Consider the following 23741-nt stretch of genomic DNA (forward strand, 5'->3'; position numbering starts at 1 on the left):
TGATTGCTGACAAATAGCGCAATAGGCAATTAAATCGCGGTCTGGCTTTTACCGCTTCGCCTGCATTAAAATTCGTCTGACAACCATATGATATACTCTCTTTTTTACGCACAGGAAGAATGTGTCTACATTGAGTAACACCACCAAGGAGTCAATTATGAGTGATGAAGATTTCGCAACTTCACGAGACACGCAGGCGCTGGCAGACGAAGTCGCCTGTCTGAAAATGATGGTGACGCTGATTCTGAAAGGAATGGGTCAAGCCGATGCCGGTAAGGTGATCATCAACATGGAGCGTTATGTGCAAGCTTCGTTAGGCGATAAGCCGCAGGCGGAAGTGTTTAATAATACGATTCGTCAGATCAAAACTGCTTACCGTCAATAAGCGATATTCCCCGCGCGCGATGCGCGGGGTATTTAGCTGTGTGATTGCCAGTTCACTGAAACACCCAGCGATGGCAGCACCTCTTCCGGGCTAAAGCGTCGCGTACCACGATACTTCTCCGCCAGCGCCGGTTGATCAACCGGAATGCGAATGGCAAACAGATTGTCTTCAGATTGGATCAAGCCCGGTGAGAGCGGCTCGTAGACCACCTGATGCTGTTCAAACATCTTCTCAAGCATCGGCGTTGCCGAACTGATCAAATACTCCATGCCACTCAGTTCAGCTAATTGCACCGAGTGCCACAAAATACTCAGCGGCAGCTCCGCGTCCACCTCAAGGCGCGCCGAGAAGCGCGACATTTCCCAAACCTTTTCCTGATCGAAAGGCAGAACAAAACCTTCAGGCACTTCAGGTTCATGCCACGGCAACAGACGTGCACAACCACAAATGCCCTGACGTGCGTTCCAGGCAATCAACCAGGTGACATCCGAACGATCAAATCGATCGTACTCTTGTCCTGGCGTACTTAATCGCGGTGGAATCGACCACCCTTCGCCGCGCGCAAACACGCTATAGCGATACGTTCCCAGTTCTGCCAACAGTGAGGACGGCATATCCTTAAGCTGTGTTTGAATTACTTTCATCATGCGCCTCTGACATCCCCATGTATGCAATGATTTCTTTGAGCCAGCCTGGCAACATTGCGCGCAGGGTAGACAACTGACACTGGAGAAGGAACTACTAAAATTAGTAGTTGCGTTTTCGCTATATCAGGCCAACCGCTGCGGCATAACAGGCAATCTGCGTTTTATTGGAAACATTAAAACGCTTTTGCATATTCTTTTGGTGAAAATTCACCGTATGTTCAGATATGGCTAAAATAAGTGAAATTTCCGCAGACGTTTTTCCTTCTGCCGTCCATTTCAGAATTTCTAATTCACGCTGACTAAAATCGTTAGATAAAACGACCATAGAATCGTCATTCAGACGCTCCAACACGCGCAAACTCAGTTCCGCCAGAAGATGCAGTTTCACCTCTAACTGTACACGTAAGTGTTGGGTCTTACTGTGAAGCGTCGATGCAATTGATAATATACCAATGGTACGATTTGGTGCCATTGCTGAGCAGGAAAAGCCGCTCATTAATCCTGCGGCGTTAGCTTCCACCCATAAATTACCCGCACCGGTAAATAAATCTCGCGTCCATTCCACACCGCGTCCCGGCCGCTGACAGAGTAATAGCACCGGATCGACCGCATAATAGTTCTCACTTTCATAGCGTTTTACCCAGCTTTCCGGGTACGTACTGAACAAAAACAGGCGCGGCCGGGTAAAAGGTACCGGATGCTGAACCAAAAAAGCGAAGTAATCAAAACCCAGCTTTTCAATCTGCTGTTGCAATAGCGATTTCAAATGCGCCACTTGCGTTAGCGCCAGAAATTCATTTTCCATTTCGTCTCGCCAGACGAAATAATTATCGGTCGTCATTATTGCCTTAGCGCTGTTTCACGCTTTTACATTCTGAAATTGATGCGTGTTAACGCAAAAAATAAATTAGCCAGACAAAAAATATTGATTGAAAAGAGAGCATATTTTCCAGCAGCGGGCATAACTCTTCTAATGTCAATGCTTTAACGTAATGGAAATGTGTAAGTTCACGCTATTTGTTAACAGGTTCACAACTTTAATTCCTCAGCAGATTAGAATAGGATTTTTCTGAAGTAGTTTCAATCACCCGTTTGATTGAAAATGAACGTTAGATTGATAAATTTTTAGCATCGTCATTAACTAAAATTAACGCATGGCAAAGCATATTTTTTGCCATCAACGCCATTTCTACGGTGAATTAGTTTTTACTTAATCTTAATCCCATCTATTTCTGCGGTTGAGATAATGCTTTTAGTAATGATGTGATTTCTCTCTCGCTGATTCACGGCTACGCTTAATACTCGCGGCATGAGAAATGAAGGTAAAGAGGCAATGGGGGACAATGCGGCAGAACGGCTCAGGCGCATTGTCGCAGGTAGGTGGGAAACTTAGCGGAACCGACTATGTTGAACCAGTTGGCATTACCTTTCCTTGTTCTGGGCGGCTGTACTGCCCTGATGATTCTAAAAGACCTGTTTCGCCATCCGCATCCTGTCGCGGTGATGAATATCATTTGGCCTATTACTGGCTTGTATATGCCTTTTATTGGCTGGATAGCCTGGTGGTACTTAGGCCGCAAGCCTTCACAACAGCAAAAACTTGCGCTGCTGGTTCCACAAAAAATACGCAGTAATGCCAGCTGGCAAACCATATTTATTTCCACTTCTTTATCCGCAGCGGCCTGTATATTCGGCGATATAATGACAATCCCGATAGTCACATTACTAAAACAATTTGCCTTTAATCCAACGATTGGGATGCAGGCGCTTATTTGCATTATCGTTTCATTGTTCATCGGATTACTATTTCAATTCCTGGCGATTCGTCAACGTGAAAAACATTCATTTGGCGGCGCATTATTATTGGCGTTGAAAACCGAGATTTTCCCACTGCTGATTTATCAATTAGGTATTTTTATCTTTATGGCATTGGCCCTAAAGTTTGTGCTGCACGAGCAAGTCAATCCGCTGCTGGTGGCATTCTGGTTTATGCTGCAGCTGGCAATAATGATTGGCTTTATTTTCTCCTGGCCGGCTAATCATTTCCTGATAAAACGTGGACTTAATCCTGCGGTATAGCTAACGACAGTAACCTGAACCGCGCATGCCGAGATGAAAATGGCTGGCATGCGCAGCGTTGTAATCAGGCCCCAGCGCATTACCGAATGTGGCGCAGCCGTTACGCCACAGCGCATGCAGTCCTGCCGCCGCATCCTCCGGCTGTTGCCAGTTTTTCCCTACCTGTAACCAACGTCCATTCGCCAGCTGAAATCCGGTGATATCCCAGGCATCAGCGCTGGCGTGCTCACTCAAACGCCCTTCCTGACGATGATAGATATTGCGACAAGCGTAGCTGCCAACATGAGCAATGCGTTTCAGCGGGCTGTCAAAACCGGCCTGGCGTAACGCGCTGTCGCTGTTAATCACGAACATGGTGCTGGTCACCGCCATTGGACAGCTGGCGAGAAAACTGCTGCTAAGAGAAACATCGCCGTAGCCGCTGATGCGTAGCGGCTGTTCGATCGGACAATCACCCTGCATCGGCGGCACGGCGCGAAACTGCACTAGCCGCTGTTCACTGGCTTGCCGCATCACCGCCATGCAGGCGGCAGGATCACCACTCAGCTTTTTCAGCTTGTAGCGCGTCATCCAACCGGGCGGATCGGTAACGTTGAGCGGCGTGAAGGGATTCCACTGAGGCGGCAGATGGGTTTTCAACCACGGCAAACTGAGCCAGCCGCAAACAGCCAGCAACGCGACGGCGAACAGAGCGCGCACAATGCCTCACTTTTCCTGATGAAACGAACTAACAAGTGTAGAAGTCATGCGGATGGAAAGTGACGTAAATCGCTTAATTGTTGAAGATTTACGCAAAATGACGGCGCTTTAAACTCTGTAAATAATTACTGACACAGCAAAGCGCGTAAAAGGTCACAAAGGGGGAAAAACCATTACCGACACTGCTTAGCTTTCCACTATCTTATGCCACTTGCCTATACAAAGGCTCATAACGATTGCCCTAAATAATTCGAGCCGCAGGAAGGCGGCAAGTGGGTGAATCCTCAGGAGCTTACTTTAGTAAGTGACTGGGGTGAACACGCGTAGCCAACGCATCTGCGGCTCGAAGTATGACGGGCAAAACAGCCATTAGAGCTGACACAACATCCCGACAGGAAAGAATAATTTATGGTTGATCAATCAAAAGAGGCGCTCGTTGAGGCCGAACAGCCGGATAAACTCCAACGTAGCCTGCATAATCGTCACATCCAGCTGATTGCCATCGGTGGCGCCATCGGCACCGGGCTGTTTATGGGCTCGGGTAAAACCATCAGTCTGGCGGGTCCGTCGATCATTTTCGTCTATATGATCATTGGCTTTATGCTGTTCTTCGTCATGCGCGCCATGGGCGAACTGCTTTTATCCAACCTCGAATACAAATCCTTTAGCGATTTCGCCGCTGATTTACTCGGTCCGTGGGCGGGTTACTTTACTGGCTGGACTTACTGGTTCTGTTGGGTGGTGACCGGCATCGCCGATGTGGTCGCCATCAGCGCCTATTTCCAGTTGTGGTTCCCGGACTTCTCCATCTGGATGAGCGCCCTGCTGTGCGTCTTTGTCTTCCTGGCATTGAACATCGCCACGGTGAAACTGTTTGGTGAGATGGAGTTTTGGTTCGCGATTATCAAAATCGTCGCCATTGTGGCGCTGATCATTACCGGCATTGTGCTGGTGAGCATGCATTATCCGTCGCCGAACGGTGGCACCGCATCCCTGAGCAATATCTGGGATCACGGCGGCATGTTCCCCAAAGGATTGAGCGGCTTCTTTGCCGGCTTCCAGATTGCGGTTTTCGCCTTTGTCGGTATTGAGCTGGTTGGCACCGCTGCAGCAGAAACCAAAGATCCGCACAAAGTTCTGCCACGCGCGATCAACGCCATTCCGCTGCGTATCATTATGTTTTACGTGCTGGCGCTGATGGTGATCATGGCGGTAACGCCGTGGAATCAGGTGCTGCCGAATCGCAGCCCGTTCGTTGAGATGTTTGTGCTGATTGGCTTGCCTGCTGCTGCTAGCATCGTCAACTTCGTGGTGCTGACCTCCGCCGCCTCTTCCGCTAATAGCGGTATCTTCTCCACCAGCCGCATGTTGTACGGTCTGGCGGAACAAGGCGTGGCGCATAAAGCCTTTGGTCGCCTCTCAGCGCGTGCGGTGCCAACCACCGGCCTGTTCTTCTCCTGCCTGTGTTTGCTGGCCGGCGTGGCGCTGATCTACCTGATTCCGGATGTGATGACGGTGTTCACCATGGTCACTACGGTGTCGGCGATTCTGTTTATGTTCGTCTGGACCATCATCCTGTGCAGCTATCTGGCGTACCGTAAGCAGCATCCACAGCGCCATGCCGAATCGACGTTCAAAATGCCGCTGGGTAAGTTTATGTGCTGGGCATGCATGGCGTTCTTCGCCTTTGTGCTGGTGCTGCTGACGCTGCAGGAAGATACCCGCCAGGCGCTGATGGTGACGCCGCTGTGGTTTGTGATGTTGACCATGGGCTGGTTGTTACGTCGTCGTAAAGCGTAAAAAGTTAAAGGCAAAGGCGCGTGCGCTGGCCGGGGACACTTTTGCCAGAGGCGCTGGCGCGTCTGCTGCGGCAAAAGGGCTATTCGCAGCGCTGAGGCTTTTACGTTGGGCCAGGAGCCTCACGCATGGATGCGTGAGGCAGTTCGGGGCCGGCCAGGACGGCCGATCCCCGAATGGTCCGTCGGCACGACGTGAAAGCCGAAGGCACCGCGCTAGCGGCGCGAGGACGGCCCGTGACGCAGCAGATGTGTCAGCGCCCGCACGGGTAGCAATCCTTAAGAATAATGCAACCAGGTCGCCATAAATGGCGACCCTACGGAATCAGAGTCGTTCGCGGAGTTTATGCCATGCCTGCGCCAGCGAGGGCCGCATCGAAGGTTCACGCTGTGGCGCGAGCTCCGGCGACTGCGGAGATCCCAGATTAAAGGTAAAGGTGTAATCCGGCTCTTCACCCATGCGCAAATCGCTGATCAACGTACGATCGCCCTGCTGCTTCATCGCGTAAAAACCATGACTAAACCACGCCACACGCTCGGCATGCCATTGTCCTTTGAACGGCGCAAACAGCGCGGGTTGACGGTCGTGCCAGTTTATCTGCAGCGGACGCCCCGGTGACAACAGCGACCAATAGGCTTCGCCATAACGATCCGCCGTCATGATCACCGTGCGCCACACCAGCGTATTAAAGGCGGTCGGCGTCACCAGCAATTGCTCGGGCTGCACCGATTGCTGCGTCAGCGCTTGCTCAATGTGCTGCGTCGCAATGCTCTGTGCCACCATGCTCCAGCCGAGATAGAGCGTACTCACCAGCAATCCCGCCTGATTCCAGCGCAAACCCACCGCATCACGCCGCCATAGAGCCACCAGCAGCGCAATCAGCAACGGCAAGGTATACAGCGGATCGATGATGTACATACTGCCAATGGCATAGGGGAAATCGGTGAGCGGCAGGCCCAGCTGCGTGCCGTAAACCGTGGTGAGATCCAGCAGCGGATGCGTAATCAGCGCCAGCCACATCGCCAGCGTCCAGCCGCGCCAATGTGCGCGACTGCGTGTCGCACCGGCCACCAGCCAGCCGAGCAGCGGCGCAAATAAGGTGAGGAATATCAGCGCATGACTTTCGGTACGATGCAGCGTCATATTGCGGATAGCATCGCCGTGATCGATAAACACGTCGAGATCCGGCAAGGTGCCCGCCACCGCGCCTACCAGCGCCGCTTGCCACAGCGGAACGCGTTTGCCCATCACCGCAACGGTGACCGCCGCGCCTAACGTCAATTGTGATAACGAATCCATGCACTCTCCTTGAACCAGCGGGATCAGCGCACGCGGATCCCTTCAATAATCATGCGTTGCACATTTTCCAGCGTCTGTTCAAAGAACGCCGCATCGTTCAACGTCTGGCCGGTAATCGCTTCCACCTGCGAGGCGAAATCCGCATAGTGCTGCGTGGTCGCCCACAGCAGGAAAAACAGGTGCTGCGGCTGCACGCCCGCCAGCCGCCCTTCAGCGATCCACTGCTCGATAATCGCCGCTTTCTCATCCACCAGCGCTTTTAAATCACCGGCCAGTTCACCTTTCAGCAGTGGCGCGCCTTGCAACATCTCAAGGCAGAACAACCGTGAAGCTTGCGGATGATCGCGCGAGACTTCCAGTTTGAGCCGAATGTATTGACGAATGGCCGTCAGCGGATCGTGATCGTGCTGCAGCGCACGCAATGGTGCCAACCACACATCAAGAATCTCTTTTAAAACTGCCACATACAGCACTTCTTTCGACGGATAGTAATACAGCAGATTGGTTTTAGAGACGTCGGCACGCTCCGCCACTTTATCCAGGCTGGTGCCGTGAATACCGTATTGCGAGAAGAAGGCTAATGCCGCTTCCAGAATGGCTGCCCGCTTTGCGGCGACCGCACGCGAACGGCGTCCCGGTTTTTTTTCATCGCTTTTCACACTGTTACCTCTTCCGTCCTGCATGAACGCATCATAACAAAGGCCCTCTTTCCTGCCTAATCGCCTGCCTGCACCTTTTTTGACCATGTCGCGCATGAAAAACGTGCAGAACGTTTTGACCAAACGGTCTGAATTGGACCAATTACTCCAGTTTACAAACATCGCTACTTTTAACACATTGTTATTTAAGTCTTTTGAAAATGTGGCACAGCCTTTGCAATTTTGTGATGGAGCGCCGCCCGCAGGATGCGTGCAGGAAGCAGCGCAGCGCGTGAAGCAGTCCCCGTCTAATGCAGAGAGGTTTCACATGAAAATTGGCGTCTTTATCCCGATTGGTAATAACGGCTGGCTGATCTCCACCCATGCGCCGCAATACAAACCGACCTTTGAACTGAACAAAGAGATCGTGCTGAAAGCGGAGCACTATCATTTCGACTTTGCCCTTTCGATGATCAAGCTGCGCGGCTTTGGCGGTAAAACCGAGTTTTGGGATCACAACCTCGAATCCTTCACGCTGATGGCGGGACTCGCGGCGGTGACCTCACGCATTGAGATCTACGCCACCGCCGCCACGCTCACCTTACCGCCCGCGATTGTGGCGCGTATGGCTTCCACCATTGATTCCATCTCCAATGGCCGCTTCGGCGTCAACCTCGTCACCGGCTGGCAGAAACCCGAGTACGAGCAGATGGGCTTGTGGCCGGGCGATGCCTACTTCTCCAGTCGTTACGAATACCTGACCGAATACGTCACCGTGCTGCGTGATTTGTGGGGCACCGGCCAGAGCGACTTCAAAGGCGAGTTCTTTACTATGAACGATTGCCGCGTCAGCCCGCAGCCGCAGAAACCGATGAAAGTGATCTGCGCCGGCCAGAGCGATGCGGGCATGGCGTTCTCGGCGCAGCATGCCGATTACAACTTCTGCTTTGGCAAAGGCGTCAACACGCCAACCGCCTTCGCGCCAACCGCCGCGCGTATGAAACAAGCTGCCGATAAAGCGGGCCGCGACGTCGGTTCTTATGTGCTGTTTATGATCATTGCCGCCGAAAGCGACGAAGCCGCACGCGCCAAATGGGAGCACTACAAAGCCGGTGCCGATGAAGAGGCGCTCGCCTGGCTCACCACGCAAAGTCAGCAGGACACTAAATCCGGCAGCGACACCAACGTGCGCCAGATGGCCGATCCAACCTCCGCCGTCAACATCAACATGGGCACGCTGGTGGGTTCATACGCCAATGTGGCACGAATGTTGGATGAGGTTGCTTTAGTAGATGGCACGCAAGGCGTGTTGCTCACCTTCGACGACTTCCTGCAAGGCATCGAAGATTTCGGTGAACGTATTCAGCCATTAATGCAGTGTCGTCACGATTTAATCGCATCCCAGCAGGAGGTTGCCTGATGAGTACCGTTGTTTGCGCCCACACCTCAAGTTTACCGAACGTCACCTTGCCGGCGCGCCCGGAAGCCATCGCGCTGCCGCCCGCGCAAAGTGCGCTGATTGTGGTGGATATGCAGAACGCCTACGCCACGCAAGGCGGCTACCTCGATCTGGCGGGCTTTGATGTCTCCGCCACCAAACCGGTGATTGCCAAAATTCATCAGGCGGTCACCGCAGCGCGTGCCGCCGGGATGCAGATCATCTGGTTCCAGAACGGTTGGGACGACCAATACGTCGAAGCCGGTGACGCTGGATCCCCTAACTTCCACAAATCCAACGCGCTGAAAACCATGCGCAAGCGCCCGGAATTACAGGGCACGCTGCTGTCGAAAGGCGGCTGGGATTATGCGCTGGTCGATGAACTGGTGCCGCAGGAAGGCGATATCGTGCTGCCGAAACCACGCTACAGCGGCTTCTTCAACACCTCGCTCGACAGCATGCTGCGCAGCCGTGGCATCCGCCATTTGGTATTTACCGGCATTGCTACCAACGTCTGCGTGGAATCGACGCTGCGTGACGGCTTCTTCCTGGAGTATTTCGGCGTGGTGCTGGAGGACGCGACCTATCAGGCAGGTCCGGCGTTTGCGCAGCAGGCGGCTATTTTCAACATTGAAACGTTTTTTGGCTGGGTCAGCGATACCGACACGTTCTGCGAAACGCTGAAAAGCTAACGCCTCGATTCACCTGCACATCAATAACAAGAGGATTTCACCATGCCTAAAAGTGTGATTATTCCGCCCGGCAGCGGTACGCCAATCGCGCCATTCGTGCCCGGCACCTTAGCTGACGGCATTGTGTATGTCTCCGGCACCTTGCCGTTTGATGCCAACAACAACGTGGTGCACGTCGGTGATGCTGCCGCGCAAACGCGTCACGTGCTGGAGACCATCAAAAAGGTGATCGAAACCGCTGGCGGCACCATGGACGACGTGACCTTCAACTCGATTTTTCTCACCGACTGGAGCAACTACGCGGCGATTAACCAGATCTACGCCGAGTACTTCCCCGGCGATAAACCGGCACGCTTCTGCATCCAGTGCGGCTTAGTGAAACCGGATGCGCTGATTGAAATCGCCACCGTTGCGCATATCGGCAAACAGGAGGCGTGATGCATCTGGAGATTCAGGGTTTAACCGCTGAAGATGCGCCGACGCTGGTGCTCGCCTCTGGTTTAGGCGGCGTCGCCGGTTTCTGGCAGCCGCAGCTGGCGGCGCTGACGCCGCATTATCGCGTGGTGACCTACGATCAGCGCGGCACCGGCCGCAGCGCAGATACGCTGCCGGACGGCTACAACATGACGATGATGGCGGCGGAACTGGCGGAGGCGCTGGAACAGCACGGCATCCAGCATTACGACATTATCGGCCATGCGCTGGGCGGCTTAATCGGCCTGCAACTGGCGCTGGACTTCCCGCAGCGCGTGGGCCGCGTGGTGGTGATCAACGGCTGGCTTTCGCTGGATGCGCACACGCAGCGCTGCTTCCAGGTGCGTCAGGATCTGCTGATGAACGTCGGCGTCGAAGCCTTTGTGCGTGCGCAGCCGCTGTTCCTCTATCCCGCTGAATGGCTGGCGCGCAATCAGGAGCGCATTAACGCGGAAGATGCCCTCCATGTCGCCCATTTTCAGGGCATGGAAAACTTGCTTCGCCGCCTGCATGCGCTGAAAAGCGCGGATTTCCGTCCACAGGTGGCGCACATTATCCAGCCGGTATTAGCGATTTGCAGCCAGGACGATCTGCTGGTGCCGTGGAGCTGCTCACCGCAGCTGGCGCAGGCGCTGCCCAACGGCAGCCTGATTGAGATGGCCTGGGGCGGACACGCGATGAGCGTTACCGATGCCGACAACTTTAATGCGCTGCTGCTGCGCTGGCTGGCCGACACGGCTGCGCCTGCTCAGCGTGCAGCCAGCTAATCACAGGAGCAGCCAATGAGCGTGCATGAACTGCCGGTTTTACCCGCTGTAGAACGCGATGCATTTCGCAACGCGATGGCGTGCTTAGGCGCAGCGGTAAATATCATCACCACCGCCGGCCCCGCCGGACGTGCCGGTTTTACCGCCTCGGCGGTGTGCAGCGTGACCGATTCGCCGCCGACGCTGTTGGTTTGTCTTAATCGCTCAGCGTCGGTGTGGCCGATTTTCCGCGACAACGGTTATCTGTGCGTCAACACACTTGCCGCTGGGCATGAAGAACTCTCGACGCTGTTTGGCGGCAAAACGCCAATGGCAGAACGCTTTGCCGCCGCTGACTGGCACACGCTGGCCAGCGGTTCACCGCTGTTAGACGGCGCGCTGGTGTCGTTTGATTGCAAAGTGGCGCAAGTGGTCAGCGTGGGCACGCACGACATTCTGTTTTGTGAAGTGCAGGCGCTGGTACGCAATGATGAAACCCACGGTCTGGCATGGTTTGACCGTGGCTATCATCACCTTTTACGGCAGGACGCCCGCTAACGCCGCATTGTGCGGCCCGCTTTCACTGACACCCTGGAGATGACGATGGCGAGTTCCTGGTTCCCCCGCTGGCAGAAAAAGTCAGCCTTGACCGATGATGGGCTGATTGCGCCGGACGAAACGCTGCCGTTTGCGCAGACGGTCGTTCTTGGCCTGCAGCATGCTGTGGCAATGTTTGGCGCAACGGTGCTGATGCCGTTGCTGATGGGACTGGATCCCAATCTGGCGATTCTGGTTTCGGGCATCGGTACGCTGCTGTTCTTCCTGATCACCGGCGGACGCGTACCCAGCTATCTCGGATCCAGCGCGGCGTTTGTCGGCGTAATCATTGCGGTAACCGGCTTTAACGGCCAGGGACTCAACCCCAATCTGGCGCTGGCGCTGGGCGGCGTTATCGCCTGCGGCGCGCTTTATACCGTGATTGGCCTGATCGTGATGAAAGTCGGCACCGGCTGGATTGAGCATCTGATGCCGCCGGTGGTCACGGGCGCAGTGGTGATGGCAATTGGTCTGAACCTGGCACCGATTGCGGTGCACGGCGTTTCCGGCTCGATGTTCGACAGCTGGATGGCGGTGATGACGGTGCTGTGCATTGGTCTGGTGGCGGTGTTCACGCGCGGTATGATCCAGCGCCTGCTGATTCTGGTCGGCCTGATTGTCGCGTGGGCGATCTACGCGCTGCTGACCAACGTGATGGGCTTTGGCAAACCGGTGGATTTCAGCGGCCTTGCCAGCGCGCCGTGGTTTGGTCTGCCGCACACCACCGCACCGATCTTTGATATGCAGGCCATCGTGATGATTGCGCCTGTGGCGATCATTCTGGTGGCGGAAAACCTCGGGCACATTAAAGCCGTAGCAGGTATGACCGGACGTAACCTTGATCCCTGGATGGGCCGCGCCTTTGTTGGCGATGGCCTGGCAACCATGCTGTCGGGCTCAATCGGCGGCAGCGGCGTCACCACCTACGCGGAAAATATTGGCGTGATGGCGGTAACCAAAGTCTATTCCACGCTGGCCTTCGTGGCCGCCGCAGCGATCGCTTTGGTCCTCGGCTTCTCACCGAAATTTGGCGCGCTGATTCACACCATTCCCGGTCCGGTGATTGGTGGTGCATCGATTGTGGTGTTTGGTTTGATTGCGGTGGCAGGTGCACGCATTTGGGTGCAGAACCACGTGGATTTCAATCAGAATGGCAATTTGATCATGGTAGCGACCACGCTGGTGCTGGGCGCAGGTGATTTTGCTCTGAAGATTGGCAGCTTCACCATTGGCGGCATTGGCACTGCAACCTTTGGCGCCATCATCCTGAACGCCATTTTACAACGTCGCGGCGCCGCACTGGCGAACCAGGCGGCACGGCAACATCCTTAAGGTTCGAGCGGTGCCTGATCGGGCACCGCTTTCTTGCGACGAATACGCAGCTCGCTGACGATCACGCCACAAACAATCAATGCCGCGCCCAACAGTGCCGCCGCAGGTAAACGCTCACCCGCCAAACGTCCCACCACGCCCGCCCATACCGGCTCACCGGCGTAAATCACCGTGGCACGCGTCGGTGAAACACTGCGTTGCGCCCAGTTCATCGTCACCTGAATTAAGGCGCTGGCTGCGCCCAAACCCAACGCGCTCAGCAGCAGCGGCGTTGACATAGCGGGAACCGATTCGCCATTGGGGATCATCAGAACAAAAGCGCAGGCCGATGCCACCATCAGCTGAATCAGCGTTACGCGGCGCACATCAACCTGTCCGGCATAGCGGCTGATCAGGATAATCTCTGCCGCAATCGCCAGCGTACTCAGCAAGGTAGCGATCTCACCGGCATTCAGCGTCAAACTGCCATCCTGTGGACCGGCCACCAGCACTAAACCGGTAAATGCCAGTAAAATGCCCAGCCACGCCATTAATCCCGGCGGACGACGCAGGAATAACCACTGCAGCAGCGGTACCACCGGCACATACAGCGCGGTAATAAATGCCGACTGGCTGCTGGAAATGGTTTGCATACCCCAGGTTTGCAGACCGTAGCCGCCAGCAATCGACAACCCGATCAACGCGCCAGCTTTAATTTCCAGCCAGGTCACCTGTTTAAGATAACGACGGAAGAAAAAGGCCAGCAGCAGCGATGCCGTGGCAAAACGTAATCCCACAAAGAAGAACGGACCGGAATGCGCCATCGCGCGGTGTACCACCAAAAAGGTGCCGCCCCAAACCATGGTAATAAAAATGAGCACCAGCTCCTGACGCGAAATACGCAGGCTGAGACGAGAAGAGGAAGCGGACATAACGCACCAGAATAATCAGTTGGCGGTCAGTTTGCTCAGAGAGCGGGGAAATTGCAATGCTTGTTACCGCCGGGCGAACCCGGCGGCCGAGGATTAACGGGCAGTCGCGTTATTTCTTGCCGCGGCTGCGTCCCCCTTTTTCACCGGCTACAGAAGCGCGCTGTGGGTCGTTTCTGAAATTACCCCCGCTGTTTTTGCCGCCTTTGCGACCCGCTTCTGCGGCCCTTTCACGGTCCTCTGCGAAATTGCCTGATCCTCCACGATGTTCGGCCATCATTTCCTCCAGGGATTGAGCGTTCAGATTAGGGGCTGATCACGATGCTGCCGTGAAAAGCACGGCGGCGGACATTCCGCACGCCTGATTAAATAATAGACAACGCAACGGTGAGATCGGCCTGATATTCATAATTTGAAACAGATAATTCACTCATTTATCTGCGAAAAACCAAATTTACCGCCGCGTTACAAGCAGTTAGCCGACACTTATTGGCACCTGCTTAACCTCTGTACAGCAGCCTGCGCAGGCTCTTCTATACTTCTGATTACTCATCACCCCAGCAGGATGAAAACTATGGCAAAGATTTTGGTGCTCTATTATTCGATGTACGGACATATTGAAACCATGGCGCAAGCCGTGGCCGAAGGTGCAAAGAGCGTGAGTGGCGCGGAAGTCACGATATTACGCGTGCCGGAAAGCATGGATGCCGAGCGTTTCGCCCAGGTTGGCGGCAAAGTGAATCAGGCCGCGCCTGAAGCGAAACCGGAAGATTTGCCGCAGTACGATGCCATCATCGTTGGCACACCCACGCGTTTCGGCAACATGGCGGGCCAGATGCGCAACTTCTGGGATCGCACCGGCGGCCTGTGGGCTTCGGGTGCGCTGTACGGCAAAATCGCCAGCGTCTTTGCCTCCACCGGCACCGGCGGCGGCCAGGAGCAAACCATCACTTCCGTCTGGACCACCCTCGCCCACCACGGCATGGTGATCGTTCCTATCGGTTATGGCACGAAACAACTTTTTGACATTTCTCACGTACGCGGCGGAACGCCTTACGGCGCGACTACGCTGGCGGGCGGAGATGGATCACGTCAACCTTCGGCGGAAGAACTGGATATTGCCCGTTATCAGGGTCAACACGTCGCCGGACTGGCGGTTAAGCTGCAGGGATAAAATCCACAACAGGAGATCTTCATGACAACAGAACAGTCGAAAGAGCATCACGTGGGCGAATGGGCATCACTGCGCCACACTTCACGCGAAATCGCTGAAGCCATTTTTGAGGTAGCCAACTACGACGAACGTTTAGCCGAGCAGATCTGGAGTCAGCAAGGCAGTGATGAAGTGCTGATTCGCGCCTTCAAAAAGACCGACCAGGATGTTCTGACCTGGGACGACAAAACGGTCGAGCGGAAAAACGTTTGAGTTATAGGCGGGCACTGTCCCGCCTTTGTTACCTTTACATCACCAAGGAGCCTTGTATGTCTGCCTATCAAAGTATCAATCCAGCCAATAACCAACTGCTAAAAGCGTGGAACGAGCACGATGATGCCTATGCACAACAGGCACTGAAAACCGCAGATGCGCTCTATCATTCCGCGTGGAGTAAAGGCGATATTCAGCCGCGTTTGCAGGTGCTGCATCGTTTAGCCGACCTGATCGACCAACGTGTTGAAGAACTGGCGACCATCGCCAGTAAAGAGATGGGCAAGTTAATTGGGCAAAGTCGCGGTGAAGTGAAAATCTGTTCGCAGATCGCCCGCTACTACGCTGAACATGCCGCGACATTTTTACAGCCGCAGCCCTACGCCAGCGATGTGGGCGATGCCTGGCTTGAGTACCATCCGATTGGCGTGATTGTCGCGGTTGAACCGTGGAACTTCCCTTACTATCAGCTGATGCGCGTACTGGCGCCAAACCTGGCGCTGGGCAATCCGGTACTGGCAAAACACGCCAACATTGTGCCGCACTGCGCCGATGTATTTGAAAAACTGGTGGAAGAAGCCGGTGCGCCAAAAGGCGCGTGGACCAATTTGTTTATCTCTACCGATCAGGTTGCGGATCTGATCGCCGATCCACGTGTGCAAGGTGTGGCGCTGACCGGTTCCGAACGCGCCGGTAGCGCCGTGGCGGAACAGGCCGGTAAACATCTGAAGAAATCGACGCTGGAATTGGGCGGTAACGATGTGTTTGTGGTGCTGGACGATGCCGATATCGATGAAGCGGTACGTCAGGGCGCGCAAGCTCGCCTCAGCAACTGCGGCCAGGTGTGTACCGCTGCCAAGCGCTTTATTCTGCACGAGAAAATTGCCGATACCTTTATGGCCAAATTCAGCGCGGCTCTGCAATCGGCCACGCCGGGCGATCCGCTCGATGAGAAAACCACGCTCGGTCCACTCTCTTCTAAAGATGCGCGCGATCGTTTAGTGAAGCAGGTTGATGAAGCGGTAAAAAATGGCGCGCGCGTGGAATTTGGTGGACGTGCCATTGATGGCGTCGGCTGCTATTACCAGCCAACGGTGCTTACCGGTCTAACGCCAGATAATCCAGCTTACTATCAGGAGTTCTTCGGCCCGGTGGCGCAGGTGTATGTGGTGGCGGACGATCGTGCCGCTGTGGCGCTGGCGAATGATTCAAATTACGGCTTGGGCGGTTCGGTCTGGACCAAAGACATTGCGCGCGGCCGTAAGATGGCGTCGCAGATTGAAACCGGCATGGTGTTCATCAATTCGCAGAGCGATACCTCAGCAGAGCTGCCGTTTGGTGGCGTCAAACGTTCCGGTTACGGGCGAGAGCTGTCGGATTTGGGTATTAAAGAGTTCGCTAACCAAAAATTGGTTGTGGTTGCCGGTTAAGTTCACAGGCATAAAAAAACCCCGCTTCGGCGGGGTTTTGTTTTTTCAGCAAACTCAGTTGCTGGTCGCCGCTTTGGCCGGCTCTTCTGGCTTGGCTGGCGTGGCATCGGCTTGTGCTTTCTGTGCAGCTGCCGCATCGGCCTTGGCTTTGTCATCCGCTGCTTTTTGGGCGGTGGATTTCTCGGCTTTGGCTTTCTCGTCGGCGGCTTTCTGCGCTGCAGCTTTATCCGCCTTCACTTTCTCTTCAGCCGCTTTCGCGTCTGCAGCCTTCTGTGCTGCGGCTTTATCTGCTGCTGCTTTGTCTGCAGCCGCTTTATCGGCAGCGGCCTGATCGGCTTTCTGCTTAGCATCATCTGCGGCTGGTGCGGCCGCCGCTGGTGCTGGCTGTTCTGACGGAGCCGGTGCAGCAGCAGGCTGCAGTGGCGTACCTTGCAGAGCGCCATTCAGTGCGCCGGTGAATTGATCCCAGCTGCAGTAGCCGTTGGCATCCGTTTCACAGCCTGCCAGTTGCAGCGTGACGCGCTTCGGCGGATTTTTCAGGCTCAGCACATCGGCATCGCGCAGCTGATCGGCCGTTTGATAGACGTACTCAATTTTCAACAAATCTTTGTTGTTCTTCACATCGTGCCAGCGTTCGAATACTACCTGACCGCCAATTGGCGTTTTCTCATCGTTGCCCGGCAGTTCATAAGGCTTAACCTGCAGCGCGCTGAGTAAGGATGCGATGTTGGAATCATGACCGACCATTAGCGTCACTTTTGGCGCGTTGGCTTTGTCCTGATCGACTAACTGGCTGCGGATGTAATCCACCAGCGGTGCGGCCACTTCGCGCGCCACTTCAGGAGAGGCGAACAGCGCATCCTGATAACCGTTTTTGATCGACGCCAGCTCTTTCCACTGCTCAGGCGTTTTGATCTGGCCCCAGGCAACCTGATCGGCCGGGAAACCTTCGTAATATTGCAGCGTAAACGCATCCACCAGCGAGTTGCCGATTTTAAGCGGACCGCTTACGTTTGGCTCTTTACCGTTATCCGCGCTGAAGGTGTTATCGCCGCTGCTCAAATCACACTGCTTTTTGCCGTTACAGGCCGGGGCAGATTTGTAATCAACGATTTTTTCCAGGTGCTGGAAGGCAGGTTTCAGTGCCAGCTTTTCATTGGCGGCGGTCATGGCAGCCAACGCTTTCTTGTTGAATTCATCGCTGCCGTCAGTGACGACCGGATTGAAGATAGGATCCATGGTGCCCATCGCATCCTGATGCGTTACCGCGATATCACAGCCAGGGAAAGCGCCAGTGATAAAGTACTGCGCGGTCGCCACGGTGCGCTGCAGGCTATTGGCGTAGACAAAGATGTTGCTGCTGTCCGGGCAAGTACCATTCTGGACTAAGCCCTGCTGTGCCAGCCACTGACGGGTGTAATTACCCATGTAGACTTCCAGCACGCCACCTTTGGTGGTGAGCTCACCGCCCGCGACATCCCACTGCGGCCAGCTCTTCTTGGTGGATTGTTCCAGTACGCTGCCGTTATTGGCGAGCGGCGCACGCAGGTTATGACGGCTTAACATCAGCACCTGCTGGAGTTGCATATCTCCATCCGCAGCATATGCGGACATGCCCATCGGGAGCGCAGCGATGACTGACAACGCGCAAAGACTCAGTTTCTTGATCATTGTGCCTATTCCATAATTCATCAGTGAAACACTCTGGCTTTCAAACGATTAGCCCGCCAAAGAGCGAATTACCGCACAGTGTAACTCAGCTTGCATCGGAAAATCGCCAGATGTTTGCAAAAAACCGTGCATGGAATATAGCAGTAAACGCGCGTGGCGTTGGGCAATGGCAGCAGATTGAAAAGCAACGCGATGTTTTTCGGAATCTGTGAACGCAGAAAAGCAAAAAGCCCGCATTTCTGCGGGCTTCTTTAATATGGCGGAGGAACAGAGATTCGAACTCTGGGATGGTTTCCCATCGACGGTTTTCAAGACCGTTGCCTTAAGCCACTCGGCCATCCCTCCGGGGATTTTTTTGTTGCGTCACTCAGCGAGAGTGAATGGCGGAGGAGGAGAGATTCGAACTCTCGGATGGTTTCCCATCGACGGTTTTCAAGACCGTTGCCTTAAGCCACTCGGCCACCCCTCCGCAATGAGGCGCACTATAAACATCCCCCATAACGATGTAAAGCCTGCAATGAATCGTTCGGCTGAAAAACAGCCAAATTCTATTTTTTCGGCGTCAATTTCGCCATTCTGCTCAGCGAAACAGCAATTTATCGCGTAAAGATGGGTAAAACGCCTTTTCTGTCTTTCAGGCGCTGCGTATCCTCGTGCCATATTTGGTGTTTCTCTCTTTAAGGAGCGCGTGATGGAAAGAGTTTTTAGCTCGTCGCAGCAATCGTTAGTCAGCACCCACAAGGTGCTGCGCAATACTTATCTGTTACTTGGCTTTACGCTGGCCTTCTCGGCGGTTACCGCAACACTGAGCACCGTGTTTGCGTTACCTTCACCGGGACTGATTCTGATGCTGGTGGGCTTTTATGGTTTGATGTTTCTGACGCATAAACTGGCTAACAGCCCAGCAGGTATTCTGGCCGCGTTCGCCTTTACCGGTTTCCTCGGTTACTGCCTTGGCCCAATCCTCAGTTCATTCCTCACTGCGGGCATGGGTGATGTGATCGCCATGGCATTAGGCGGCACCGCATTGGTGTTCTTCGGTTGTTCGGCTTATGTGCTGACCACGCGCCGCGATATGTCATTCCTGAGCGGCATGATGATGGCCGGCTTTGTGGTGCTGCTGGTGGCGGTAGTTGCCAACATCTTCCTGCAACTGCCTGCGCTGCATCTGGCGATTAGCGCCCTGTTTATTCTGTTCTCTGCCGGTGCCATTCTGTGGGAAACCAGCAACATCATTCATGGCGGCGAAACTAACTACATTCGCGCCACCGTGAGTCTGTATGTCTCGCTGTATAACATCTTTGTTAGCCTGTTGAGCCTGCTGGGCTTCGCTAACCGCGATTAAGATGCCGTAACCGTTATCAAACCCCGCTTCGGCGGGGTTTTTGCTTTTTATGGCCGGGCGAATTTACAATGTGTCGATTAACGCAATGAGGAATGACTGTGAATTTTGCCGGTAAAGAGATTGCCACCGATGCGGAAGGCTATCTGAAAAATAGCGCTGACTGGAGCGAACCGCTGGCCGCCGCCATTGCGGAGCAAGAGGCGATCGTAATGAGTGAAGCGCACTGGGAAGTGGTGCGCTTTGTACGCACGTTTTATCAGGAGTTTAATACCTCGCCGGCGGTGCGCATGCTGGTGAAAGCCATGGCGCAAAAGTATGGCGAGGAGAAAGGCAACAGCCGCTATCTGTTCCGCCTGTTCCCGGAAGGCCCGGCGAAGCAAGCGACTAAAATTGCCGGATTGCCGAAACCGGCCAAGTGCCTGTAATTAGCCGGTGGTGAATCGTGTAGGCACTTCCCTAGGCTGATGCGGCTCCACCAGCACTTTGTCCACCCGCGCGCTACGCGGCCCGCCCGCTTTTAGCCAACTGATCAATGCATCGACCTGCTGCGCTTCACCGGACGCCAGCACTTCAACGCTGCCGTCCGCCAGATTGTGCGCATAACCGTTTAGATTCAACTCTCTGGCTTGCGCTTGCGTGTGGTAGCGAAATCCCACGCCCTGCACGATGCCATGCACCCAAATTTTGCAGCATGTGGTTGCCATTGCGTTCTCCCATCACCTTGCGTTGCAATTTGCCGCCATCCGCCGGAAAATGGCGCCTCATTTTTTCAGGTAAGCATAGCAAACTATGACCGTTCGATTGATTCTCGCAAAGGGACGTGAAAAATCCCTGCTCCGCCGCCATCCGTGGGTGTTCTCTGGTGCCGTTGCACGTATGGAAGGTAAAGCCCAGTCTGGTGAAACCATTGATGTCTGTGACAGCAATGGCAAATGGCTGGCTCGCGCCGCGTATTCTCCGCAATCACAAATTCGCGCACGCGTCTGGAGCTGGCAACAGGATGAGTCAATCGACATCACCTTCTTCGTGCGCCGCTTTGAGCAAGCGCAGCTGTGGCGTGACTGGCTGGCAAAACGTGACGGGCTGGACAGCTATCGCCTGATTGCCGGTGAGTCCGATGGCATGCCGGGCGTTACCATCGATCGCTTCGGCAACTTCCTGGTGCTGCAGCTGTTATCTGCAGGTGCCGAATATCAACGTCCGGCCATCGTATCAGCCTTACAGCAATGCTTCCCGGATTGCGCTATTTACGATCGCTCAGACGTGGCGGTGCGTAAAAAAGAGGGACTGGAGCTGGCACAAGGCCCGGTTTCGGGTGAACTGCCGCCAGCGCTGCTGCCGATTACCGAACACGGCATGAAGCTGTTGGTGGATATTCAGGGCGGCCATAAAACCGGTTATTACCTTGATCAGCGTGACAGCCGTTTTGCCACGCGTGGCTACTCAGAGAATGCACGCGTGCTGAACTGCTTCTCTTACACCGGTGGATTTGCGGTTTCGGCCTTGATGGGCGGCTGCAGTGAAGTGATCAGCGTTGATACTTCGCAAGACGCGCTCGACGTGGCGAAACAGAACGTTGAGCTCAATAGTCTGGATGTGTCGCGCGCCCAGTTCGTGCGTGATGATGTGTTCAAACTGCTGCGCCGTTATCGCGACAGCGGCGAGAAGTTCGACCTGATCGTGATGGATCCGCCGAAATTCGTAGAGAACAAGAACCAGCTGATGGGCGCGTGTCGCGGTTATAAGGACATCAACATGCTGGCCATTCAGCTGTTGAATCCCGGCGGCGTGTTGCTGACTTTCTCCTGTTCTGGCCTGATGCCGACCGATTTGTTCCAGAAAATCATCGCGGATGCCGCCGTTGATGCCGGCCGTGATGTACAATTTATAGAGCAGTTCCGTCAGGCAGCCGACCATCCAGTGATCGCCAGCTATCCTGAAGGGCTTTATCTGAAAGGTTTTGCCTGCCGCGTGCTGTGACTTGAAAACGCTGTCCCTGCCTCCATATTGGTTACAGGGCAGTCTTTTGGGAGGTCACAATGATTACGACTAAATTTGGAATTGGACAGCAGGTCCGACATCGTCTCTCCGGGGTGCTCGGCGTTATCGTGGATGTCGATCCGGAGTTTTCGCTTGATGAGCCAGAAGTTGATGATGTCGCTGCCAGCGAAACGCTGCGCGCCGCGCCCTGGTATCATGTGGTGATGGAAGATGAAGAAGGCGATCAGGTGCATACCTACGTGGCGGAAGTTCAGCTGGCGGGAGAAACCTCCTTTGAACATCCCGAACAACCTTCAATGGATGAGCTGGCCGCGTCAATTCGGCAGCAGCTGCAGGCACCCAGCCTGCGACATTAATGACAACGGCGACTCAGGTCGCCGTTTTTGTTTTAGCGCATGATACCCAGCCGTGGAATTTCAATCTTTGGACAGCGATCCATCACCACAGTCATACCCGCATCTTGCGCCAGCACCGCCGCCTGCTCATTAATCACGCCCAGCTGTAACCACAACGTGTCTGCACCAATGGCAATCGCTTCCTGCGCAACGCCCCACGCCGCTTCGGCATTGCGAAACACATCCACCATATCCACTTTTCCGGGTACATCCGCCAGCGTGGCATAAGCGGTTTGACCAAGAAGTTGTTGACCTGCCAGTTTAGGGCTCACTGGAATCACGTCGTATCCCTGATCGAGCAAGTATTTCATCACGCCATAGCTTGGGCGATCGGGACGATCGCTGGCGCCCACTAACGCGATACGTTTGGTTTTAGTCAGCACATCGCGAATCGTTTGATCATTCATCTTTTTTCTCCTGGTTCATTCGCTTAAGTGTAGATGGCATTGCGCATTAGGCTGCAACTGCCGGGCACGAGAACTTTGCGCAGCAGCACGAATAAATATGTAAAAATGTAAATTTACTGCCATAATGTAATACTTTGCTACACATAATCGATTTACCCCCTTCTGCCGGGAGTTGAAATGAAGCTGTCTTTAACTGCTACGGGTTTACTGCTGTTGCTCGTATCAGCCTCATGCCAGGCCATCACTCTCAAGCTCGATCCCGAGATCGAACTGCTGGTGCTGGACGGGCGTAAAATCTCTGGCTCGCTGCTGAAAGGTGCTGGCAGCCTTGAGCTGGAGCGTGGGCAGCATCAGTTTCTGTTTCGTGTGGAAAAACCGGGCGCTGACGCCGCGCACTTTCAATCCGTGCCGATGATTGTCACTTTTAACGCCAACGCCCATTCGGTGGCGATTCGCTTGCCCGCGCTCAATAATCGTCGCGAACGCACTACCTTCGACAAAACGCTCAACTTCCAGCTGATTGATGAACGCGGCATGGAGATCACCAGCCTGCGCGACCATTTGCCAAAGGAAAGTGATAACGATTTCGAAAAGGCGATGGTGAATTATAATCGTGATGCCCACGCCGCTTCGGTTCCGCGTTTTGCCTTACATTCGCTGAGCGTGAGCGAGGCGCAGTTGAATATGGATTACGCCTGGCAGGACGTTAGCGATCTCCCCTCTTTGCAAGGGTGGTTCAAGCGTTTTGATGCCGCCACACGTCTGCGTTTTATTAGCTGGATGAAAACCTTACGCACAAGTTGATAGTGATGAAACGCCAGGGGTAAACTCCTGCATTAACACATAATGCATGAGAAGAAACAGGAAGCCCTATGGAGCAGACCGTTCGTACCCTTCAGGTTCAGAAACATATCGCCCTCGTTGCACACGATCACTGCAAAGCCTCGCTGCTTGAATGGGTGCAAATCAACCAAAGCACGCTGCAAAAGCATGTGCTTTACGCTACCGGCACCACCGGCAATCTGATTAATCGTCATACTGGATTAGACGTTAACGCCATGCTGAGCGGCCCGATGGGCGGCGATCAGCAAGTGGGCGCGTTGATTTCGGAAGGTAAAATTGATGTGCTGATTTTCTTCTGGGATCCGCTGAATGCGGTGCCGCACGATCCGGATGTCAAAGCGCTGCTGCGCCTCGCCACAGTGTGGAATATCCCGGTGGCCAATAACCGCACCACCGCAGATTTTATTATTCAGTCACCGAAGTTTGCCCAGCAGATTGAAATTCAGATTCCAGACTATCAGCGTTATCTCGCCGAACGTCTGAAACCCTAAT

28 protein-coding genes and 2 tRNA genes are annotated in these 23741 nt (G+C 54.4%); 18 read left to right on the forward strand and 12 right to left on the reverse strand.

The features are described from left to right. Window positions 1-157: 157 nt before the first annotated feature. Window positions 158-385: a DUF2594 family protein gene (locus BM323_RS02320; protein WP_007887303.1), complete on the forward strand. Its 228-nt coding sequence runs from the start codon at window positions 158-160 to the stop codon at window positions 383-385. A 32-nt stretch (window positions 386-417) separates the two neighbouring features. On the opposite strand, the gene BM323_RS02325 is transcribed toward BM323_RS02320, so the two are convergent. Next, window positions 418-1029 (reverse strand): acyl-homoserine-lactone synthase, encoded by a 612-nt coding sequence (locus BM323_RS02325; protein WP_008102322.1) that lies wholly within the window; start codon window positions 1027-1029, stop codon window positions 418-420. 121 nt (window positions 1030-1150) lie between these two features. Beyond that, window positions 1151-1873: a transcriptional regulator SdiA gene (sdiA, locus tag BM323_RS02330; RefSeq protein WP_008102324.1), complete on the reverse strand. Its 723-nt coding sequence runs from the start codon at window positions 1871-1873 to the stop codon at window positions 1151-1153. A gap of 563 nt (window positions 1874-2436) precedes the next feature. Between sdiA and BM323_RS02335 the strand changes: the two genes are divergently transcribed. Then, window positions 2437-3111 carry a DUF4396 domain-containing protein gene (locus BM323_RS02335; RefSeq protein ID WP_008102325.1) on the forward strand — a complete coding sequence of 225 codons (675 nt, stop codon included), beginning with the start codon at window positions 2437-2439 and terminating at the stop codon, window positions 3109-3111. Here BM323_RS02335 and BM323_RS02340 read toward each other — a convergent pair whose 3' ends face one another. Then, window positions 3112-3810, reverse strand: a complete 699-nt coding sequence (locus tag BM323_RS02340) for an extensin-like domain-containing protein (protein WP_008102328.1) — start codon at window positions 3808-3810, stop codon at window positions 3112-3114. It lies immediately after the preceding gene. 408 nt (window positions 3811-4218) lie between these two features. Between BM323_RS02340 and cycA the strand changes: the two genes are divergently transcribed. Continuing rightward, complete coding sequence (gene cycA, locus BM323_RS02345) at window positions 4219-5610, forward strand: D-serine/D-alanine/glycine transporter (RefSeq protein WP_008102329.1); 1392 nt, start codon at window positions 4219-4221, stop codon at window positions 5608-5610. A 321-nt stretch (window positions 5611-5931) separates the two neighbouring features. On the opposite strand, the gene BM323_RS02350 is transcribed toward cycA, so the two are convergent. Both BM323_RS02350 and rutR read right to left on the reverse strand, forming a co-directional pair. Beyond that, the gene (locus tag BM323_RS02350) at window positions 5932-6906 is read right to left on the reverse strand and encodes a metal-dependent hydrolase (RefSeq protein ID WP_008109446.1); all 975 of its coding nucleotides are present in this window, start codon (window positions 6904-6906) and stop codon (window positions 5932-5934) included. Window positions 6907-6929: 23 nt separating this feature from the next. Then, window positions 6930-7565 carry an HTH-type transcriptional regulator RutR gene (gene rutR, locus BM323_RS02355; RefSeq protein WP_036649823.1) on the reverse strand — a complete coding sequence of 212 codons (636 nt, stop codon included), beginning with the start codon at window positions 7563-7565 and terminating at the stop codon, window positions 6930-6932. Between the two features lie 307 nt (window positions 7566-7872). Here rutR and rutA point away from each other — a divergent pair, with 307 nt between their 5' ends. The 6 genes from rutA to rutG are packed head-to-tail and all read left to right on the forward strand — an operon-like array spanning window position 7873 to window position 12823. Next, window positions 7873-8964 (forward strand): pyrimidine utilization protein A, encoded by a 1092-nt coding sequence (rutA, locus tag BM323_RS02360; RefSeq protein ID WP_008109441.1) that lies wholly within the window; start codon window positions 7873-7875, stop codon window positions 8962-8964. Then, window positions 8964-9674, forward strand: coding sequence for a pyrimidine utilization protein B (gene rutB / locus BM323_RS02365; RefSeq protein WP_008109438.1), 711 nt, complete (start codon window positions 8964-8966; stop codon window positions 9672-9674). The genes rutA and rutB overlap by 1 nt, the downstream gene beginning before the upstream one ends. A gap of 42 nt (window positions 9675-9716) precedes the next feature. Further along, window positions 9717-10112, forward strand: coding sequence for a pyrimidine utilization protein C (gene rutC / locus BM323_RS02370; protein WP_008109435.1), 396 nt, complete (start codon window positions 9717-9719; stop codon window positions 10110-10112). Next, complete coding sequence (rutD, locus tag BM323_RS02375) at window positions 10112-10915, forward strand: pyrimidine utilization protein D (protein ID WP_008109432.1); 804 nt, start codon at window positions 10112-10114, stop codon at window positions 10913-10915. The genes rutC and rutD overlap by 1 nt, the downstream gene beginning before the upstream one ends. 15 nt (window positions 10916-10930) lie before the next feature. Beyond that, entirely contained in the window at window positions 10931-11452 is a 522-nt protein-coding gene (rutF, locus tag BM323_RS02380; protein ID WP_008109431.1) for an NADH-dependent FMN reductase RutF, read from the forward strand. Window positions 11453-11497: 45 nt separating this feature from the next. Further along, complete coding sequence (gene rutG / locus BM323_RS02385; RefSeq protein WP_008109429.1) at window positions 11498-12823, forward strand: pyrimidine utilization transport protein G; 1326 nt, start codon at window positions 11498-11500, stop codon at window positions 12821-12823. On the opposite strand, the gene BM323_RS02390 is transcribed toward rutG, so the two are convergent. Together BM323_RS02390 and BM323_RS02395 are read right to left on the reverse strand one after the other, a co-directional pair. After that, a complete protein-coding gene (locus tag BM323_RS02390; RefSeq protein WP_008109428.1) occupies window positions 12820-13734 on the reverse strand; it encodes a DMT family transporter in 915 nt (304 codons plus the stop codon). The genes rutG and BM323_RS02390 overlap by 4 nt on opposite strands. A 109-nt stretch (window positions 13735-13843) precedes the next feature. Further along, window positions 13844-14008 carry a con-10 family general stress protein gene (locus tag BM323_RS02395; protein WP_061717065.1) on the reverse strand — a complete coding sequence of 55 codons (165 nt, stop codon included), beginning with the start codon at window positions 14006-14008 and terminating at the stop codon, window positions 13844-13846. Between the two features lie 297 nt (window positions 14009-14305). On the opposite strand from BM323_RS02395, the gene wrbA reads away from it, so the two are divergent. The 3 genes from wrbA to BM323_RS02410 are packed head-to-tail and all read left to right on the forward strand — an operon-like array spanning window position 14306 to window position 16587. Then, window positions 14306-14905, forward strand: a complete 600-nt coding sequence (wrbA, locus tag BM323_RS02400) for an NAD(P)H:quinone oxidoreductase (protein ID WP_008109426.1) — start codon at window positions 14306-14308, stop codon at window positions 14903-14905. A gap of 21 nt (window positions 14906-14926) precedes the next feature. Further along, window positions 14927-15157 carry a YccJ family protein gene (locus BM323_RS02405; RefSeq protein ID WP_007887329.1) on the forward strand — a complete coding sequence of 77 codons (231 nt, stop codon included), beginning with the start codon at window positions 14927-14929 and terminating at the stop codon, window positions 15155-15157. 56 nt (window positions 15158-15213) lie between these two features. Further along, window positions 15214-16587 carry an NAD-dependent succinate-semialdehyde dehydrogenase gene (locus BM323_RS02410; RefSeq protein WP_008109425.1) on the forward strand — a complete coding sequence of 458 codons (1374 nt, stop codon included), beginning with the start codon at window positions 15214-15216 and terminating at the stop codon, window positions 16585-16587. 54 nt (window positions 16588-16641) lie between these two features. Here the strand turns inward: BM323_RS02410 and agp are convergent, their stop codons facing one another. From agp to BM323_RS02425, 3 genes are all read right to left on the reverse strand, one after another. Continuing rightward, entirely contained in the window at window positions 16642-18258 is a 1617-nt protein-coding gene (agp, locus tag BM323_RS02415; RefSeq protein ID WP_091003198.1) for a bifunctional glucose-1-phosphatase/inositol phosphatase, read from the reverse strand. 257 nt (window positions 18259-18515) lie between these two features. After that, a tRNA-Ser gene (locus BM323_RS02420) sits at window positions 18516-18603 on the reverse strand. A 36-nt stretch (window positions 18604-18639) separates the two neighbouring features. After that, window positions 18640-18727 (reverse strand) — tRNA-Ser (locus BM323_RS02425). A gap of 222 nt (window positions 18728-18949) precedes the next feature. Between BM323_RS02425 and yccA the strand changes: the two genes are divergently transcribed. Then, the gene (gene yccA, locus BM323_RS02430) at window positions 18950-19603 is read left to right on the forward strand and encodes an FtsH protease modulator YccA (protein WP_008101414.1); all 654 of its coding nucleotides are present in this window, start codon (window positions 18950-18952) and stop codon (window positions 19601-19603) included. A 92-nt stretch (window positions 19604-19695) separates the two neighbouring features. After that, complete coding sequence (tusE, locus tag BM323_RS02435) at window positions 19696-20028, forward strand: sulfurtransferase TusE (protein ID WP_154181459.1); 333 nt, start codon at window positions 19696-19698, stop codon at window positions 20026-20028. Here the strand turns inward: tusE and yccX are convergent, their stop codons facing one another. Beyond that, on the reverse strand, window positions 20029-20307 hold the full coding sequence (gene yccX / locus BM323_RS02440) for an acylphosphatase (protein ID WP_008101418.1): 279 nt from the start codon (window positions 20305-20307) through the stop codon (window positions 20029-20031). 85 nt (window positions 20308-20392) lie between these two features. Here yccX and rlmI point away from each other — a divergent pair, with 85 nt between their 5' ends. Together rlmI and hspQ are read left to right on the forward strand one after the other, a co-directional pair. Continuing rightward, window positions 20393-21583, forward strand: a complete 1191-nt coding sequence (gene rlmI, locus BM323_RS02445; protein WP_008101420.1) for a 23S rRNA (cytosine(1962)-C(5))-methyltransferase RlmI — start codon at window positions 20393-20395, stop codon at window positions 21581-21583. Window positions 21584-21642: 59 nt separating this feature from the next. Further along, complete coding sequence (gene hspQ, locus BM323_RS02450; RefSeq protein ID WP_008101422.1) at window positions 21643-21960, forward strand: heat shock protein HspQ; 318 nt, start codon at window positions 21643-21645, stop codon at window positions 21958-21960. Between the two features lie 32 nt (window positions 21961-21992). Here the strand turns inward: hspQ and BM323_RS02455 are convergent, their stop codons facing one another. Then, window positions 21993-22406 (reverse strand): CoA-binding protein, encoded by a 414-nt coding sequence (locus BM323_RS02455; RefSeq protein ID WP_008101424.1) that lies wholly within the window; start codon window positions 22404-22406, stop codon window positions 21993-21995. A 177-nt stretch (window positions 22407-22583) separates the two neighbouring features. Here BM323_RS02455 and BM323_RS02460 point away from each other — a divergent pair, with 177 nt between their 5' ends. Continuing rightward, window positions 22584-23210, forward strand: coding sequence for a YccT family protein (locus BM323_RS02460; protein WP_008101427.1), 627 nt, complete (start codon window positions 22584-22586; stop codon window positions 23208-23210). A gap of 68 nt (window positions 23211-23278) precedes the next feature. Then, window positions 23279-23740 carry a methylglyoxal synthase gene (locus tag BM323_RS02465; RefSeq protein ID WP_008101429.1) on the forward strand — a complete coding sequence of 154 codons (462 nt, stop codon included), beginning with the start codon at window positions 23279-23281 and terminating at the stop codon, window positions 23738-23740. Window position 23741 lies beyond the last annotated feature (1 nt).

It is taken from the genome of Pantoea sp. YR525, assembly GCF_900116775.1.
Taxonomy (GTDB): Bacteria; Pseudomonadota; Gammaproteobacteria; order Enterobacterales; family Enterobacteriaceae; genus Pantoea; species Pantoea symbiotica.

What these genes read in the sequence shown, in the direction of transcription:
- BM323_RS02455 (WP_008101424.1), bottom strand. Translation starts at nt 22,406, where the DNA reads ATGAATGATCAAACGATTCGCGATGTGCTGACTAAAACCAAACGTATC.
- rutB (WP_008109438.1), top strand. Translation starts at nt 8,964, where the DNA reads ATGAGTACCGTTGTTTGCGCCCACACCTCAAGTTTACCGAACGTCACC.
- cycA (WP_008102329.1), top strand. Translation starts at nt 4,219, where the DNA reads ATGGTTGATCAATCAAAAGAGGCGCTCGTTGAGGCCGAACAGCCGGAT.
- rutA (WP_008109441.1), top strand. Translation starts at nt 7,873, where the DNA reads ATGAAAATTGGCGTCTTTATCCCGATTGGTAATAACGGCTGGCTGATC.
- sdiA (WP_008102324.1), bottom strand. Translation starts at nt 1,873, where the DNA reads ATGACGACCGATAATTATTTCGTCTGGCGAGACGAAATGGAAAATGAA.
- BM323_RS02350 (WP_008109446.1), bottom strand. Translation starts at nt 6,906, where the DNA reads ATGGATTCGTTATCACAATTGACGTTAGGCGCGGCGGTCACCGTTGCG.
- tusE (WP_154181459.1), top strand. Translation starts at nt 19,696, where the DNA reads ATGACTGTGAATTTTGCCGGTAAAGAGATTGCCACCGATGCGGAAGGC.
- rutG (WP_008109429.1), top strand. Translation starts at nt 11,498, where the DNA reads ATGGCGAGTTCCTGGTTCCCCCGCTGGCAGAAAAAGTCAGCCTTGACC.
- BM323_RS02410 (WP_008109425.1), top strand. Translation starts at nt 15,214, where the DNA reads ATGTCTGCCTATCAAAGTATCAATCCAGCCAATAACCAACTGCTAAAA.
- rutC (WP_008109435.1), top strand. Translation starts at nt 9,717, where the DNA reads ATGCCTAAAAGTGTGATTATTCCGCCCGGCAGCGGTACGCCAATCGCG.
- yccX (WP_008101418.1), bottom strand. Translation starts at nt 20,307, where the DNA reads ATGGCAACCACATGCTGCAAAATTTGGGTGCATGGCATCGTGCAGGGC.
- BM323_RS02320 (WP_007887303.1), top strand. Translation starts at nt 158, where the DNA reads ATGAGTGATGAAGATTTCGCAACTTCACGAGACACGCAGGCGCTGGCA.
- BM323_RS02390 (WP_008109428.1), bottom strand. Translation starts at nt 13,734, where the DNA reads ATGTCCGCTTCCTCTTCTCGTCTCAGCCTGCGTATTTCGCGTCAGGAG.
- agp (WP_091003198.1), bottom strand. Translation starts at nt 18,258, where the DNA reads ATGATCAAGAAACTGAGTCTTTGCGCGTTGTCAGTCATCGCTGCGCTC.
- wrbA (WP_008109426.1), top strand. Translation starts at nt 14,306, where the DNA reads ATGGCAAAGATTTTGGTGCTCTATTATTCGATGTACGGACATATTGAA.
- BM323_RS02465 (WP_008101429.1), top strand. Translation starts at nt 23,279, where the DNA reads ATGGAGCAGACCGTTCGTACCCTTCAGGTTCAGAAACATATCGCCCTC.
- BM323_RS02405 (WP_007887329.1), top strand. Translation starts at nt 14,927, where the DNA reads ATGACAACAGAACAGTCGAAAGAGCATCACGTGGGCGAATGGGCATCA.
- hspQ (WP_008101422.1), top strand. Translation starts at nt 21,643, where the DNA reads ATGATTACGACTAAATTTGGAATTGGACAGCAGGTCCGACATCGTCTC.
- yccA (WP_008101414.1), top strand. Translation starts at nt 18,950, where the DNA reads ATGGAAAGAGTTTTTAGCTCGTCGCAGCAATCGTTAGTCAGCACCCAC.
- rutF (WP_008109431.1), top strand. Translation starts at nt 10,931, where the DNA reads ATGAGCGTGCATGAACTGCCGGTTTTACCCGCTGTAGAACGCGATGCA.
- BM323_RS02335 (WP_008102325.1), top strand. Translation starts at nt 2,437, where the DNA reads ATGTTGAACCAGTTGGCATTACCTTTCCTTGTTCTGGGCGGCTGTACT.
- rutD (WP_008109432.1), top strand. Translation starts at nt 10,112, where the DNA reads ATGCATCTGGAGATTCAGGGTTTAACCGCTGAAGATGCGCCGACGCTG.
- rlmI (WP_008101420.1), top strand. Translation starts at nt 20,393, where the DNA reads ATGACCGTTCGATTGATTCTCGCAAAGGGACGTGAAAAATCCCTGCTC.
- BM323_RS02395 (WP_061717065.1), bottom strand. Translation starts at nt 14,008, where the DNA reads ATGGCCGAACATCGTGGAGGATCAGGCAATTTCGCAGAGGACCGTGAA.
- BM323_RS02325 (WP_008102322.1), bottom strand. Translation starts at nt 1,029, where the DNA reads ATGAAAGTAATTCAAACACAGCTTAAGGATATGCCGTCCTCACTGTTG.
- BM323_RS02460 (WP_008101427.1), top strand. Translation starts at nt 22,584, where the DNA reads ATGAAGCTGTCTTTAACTGCTACGGGTTTACTGCTGTTGCTCGTATCA.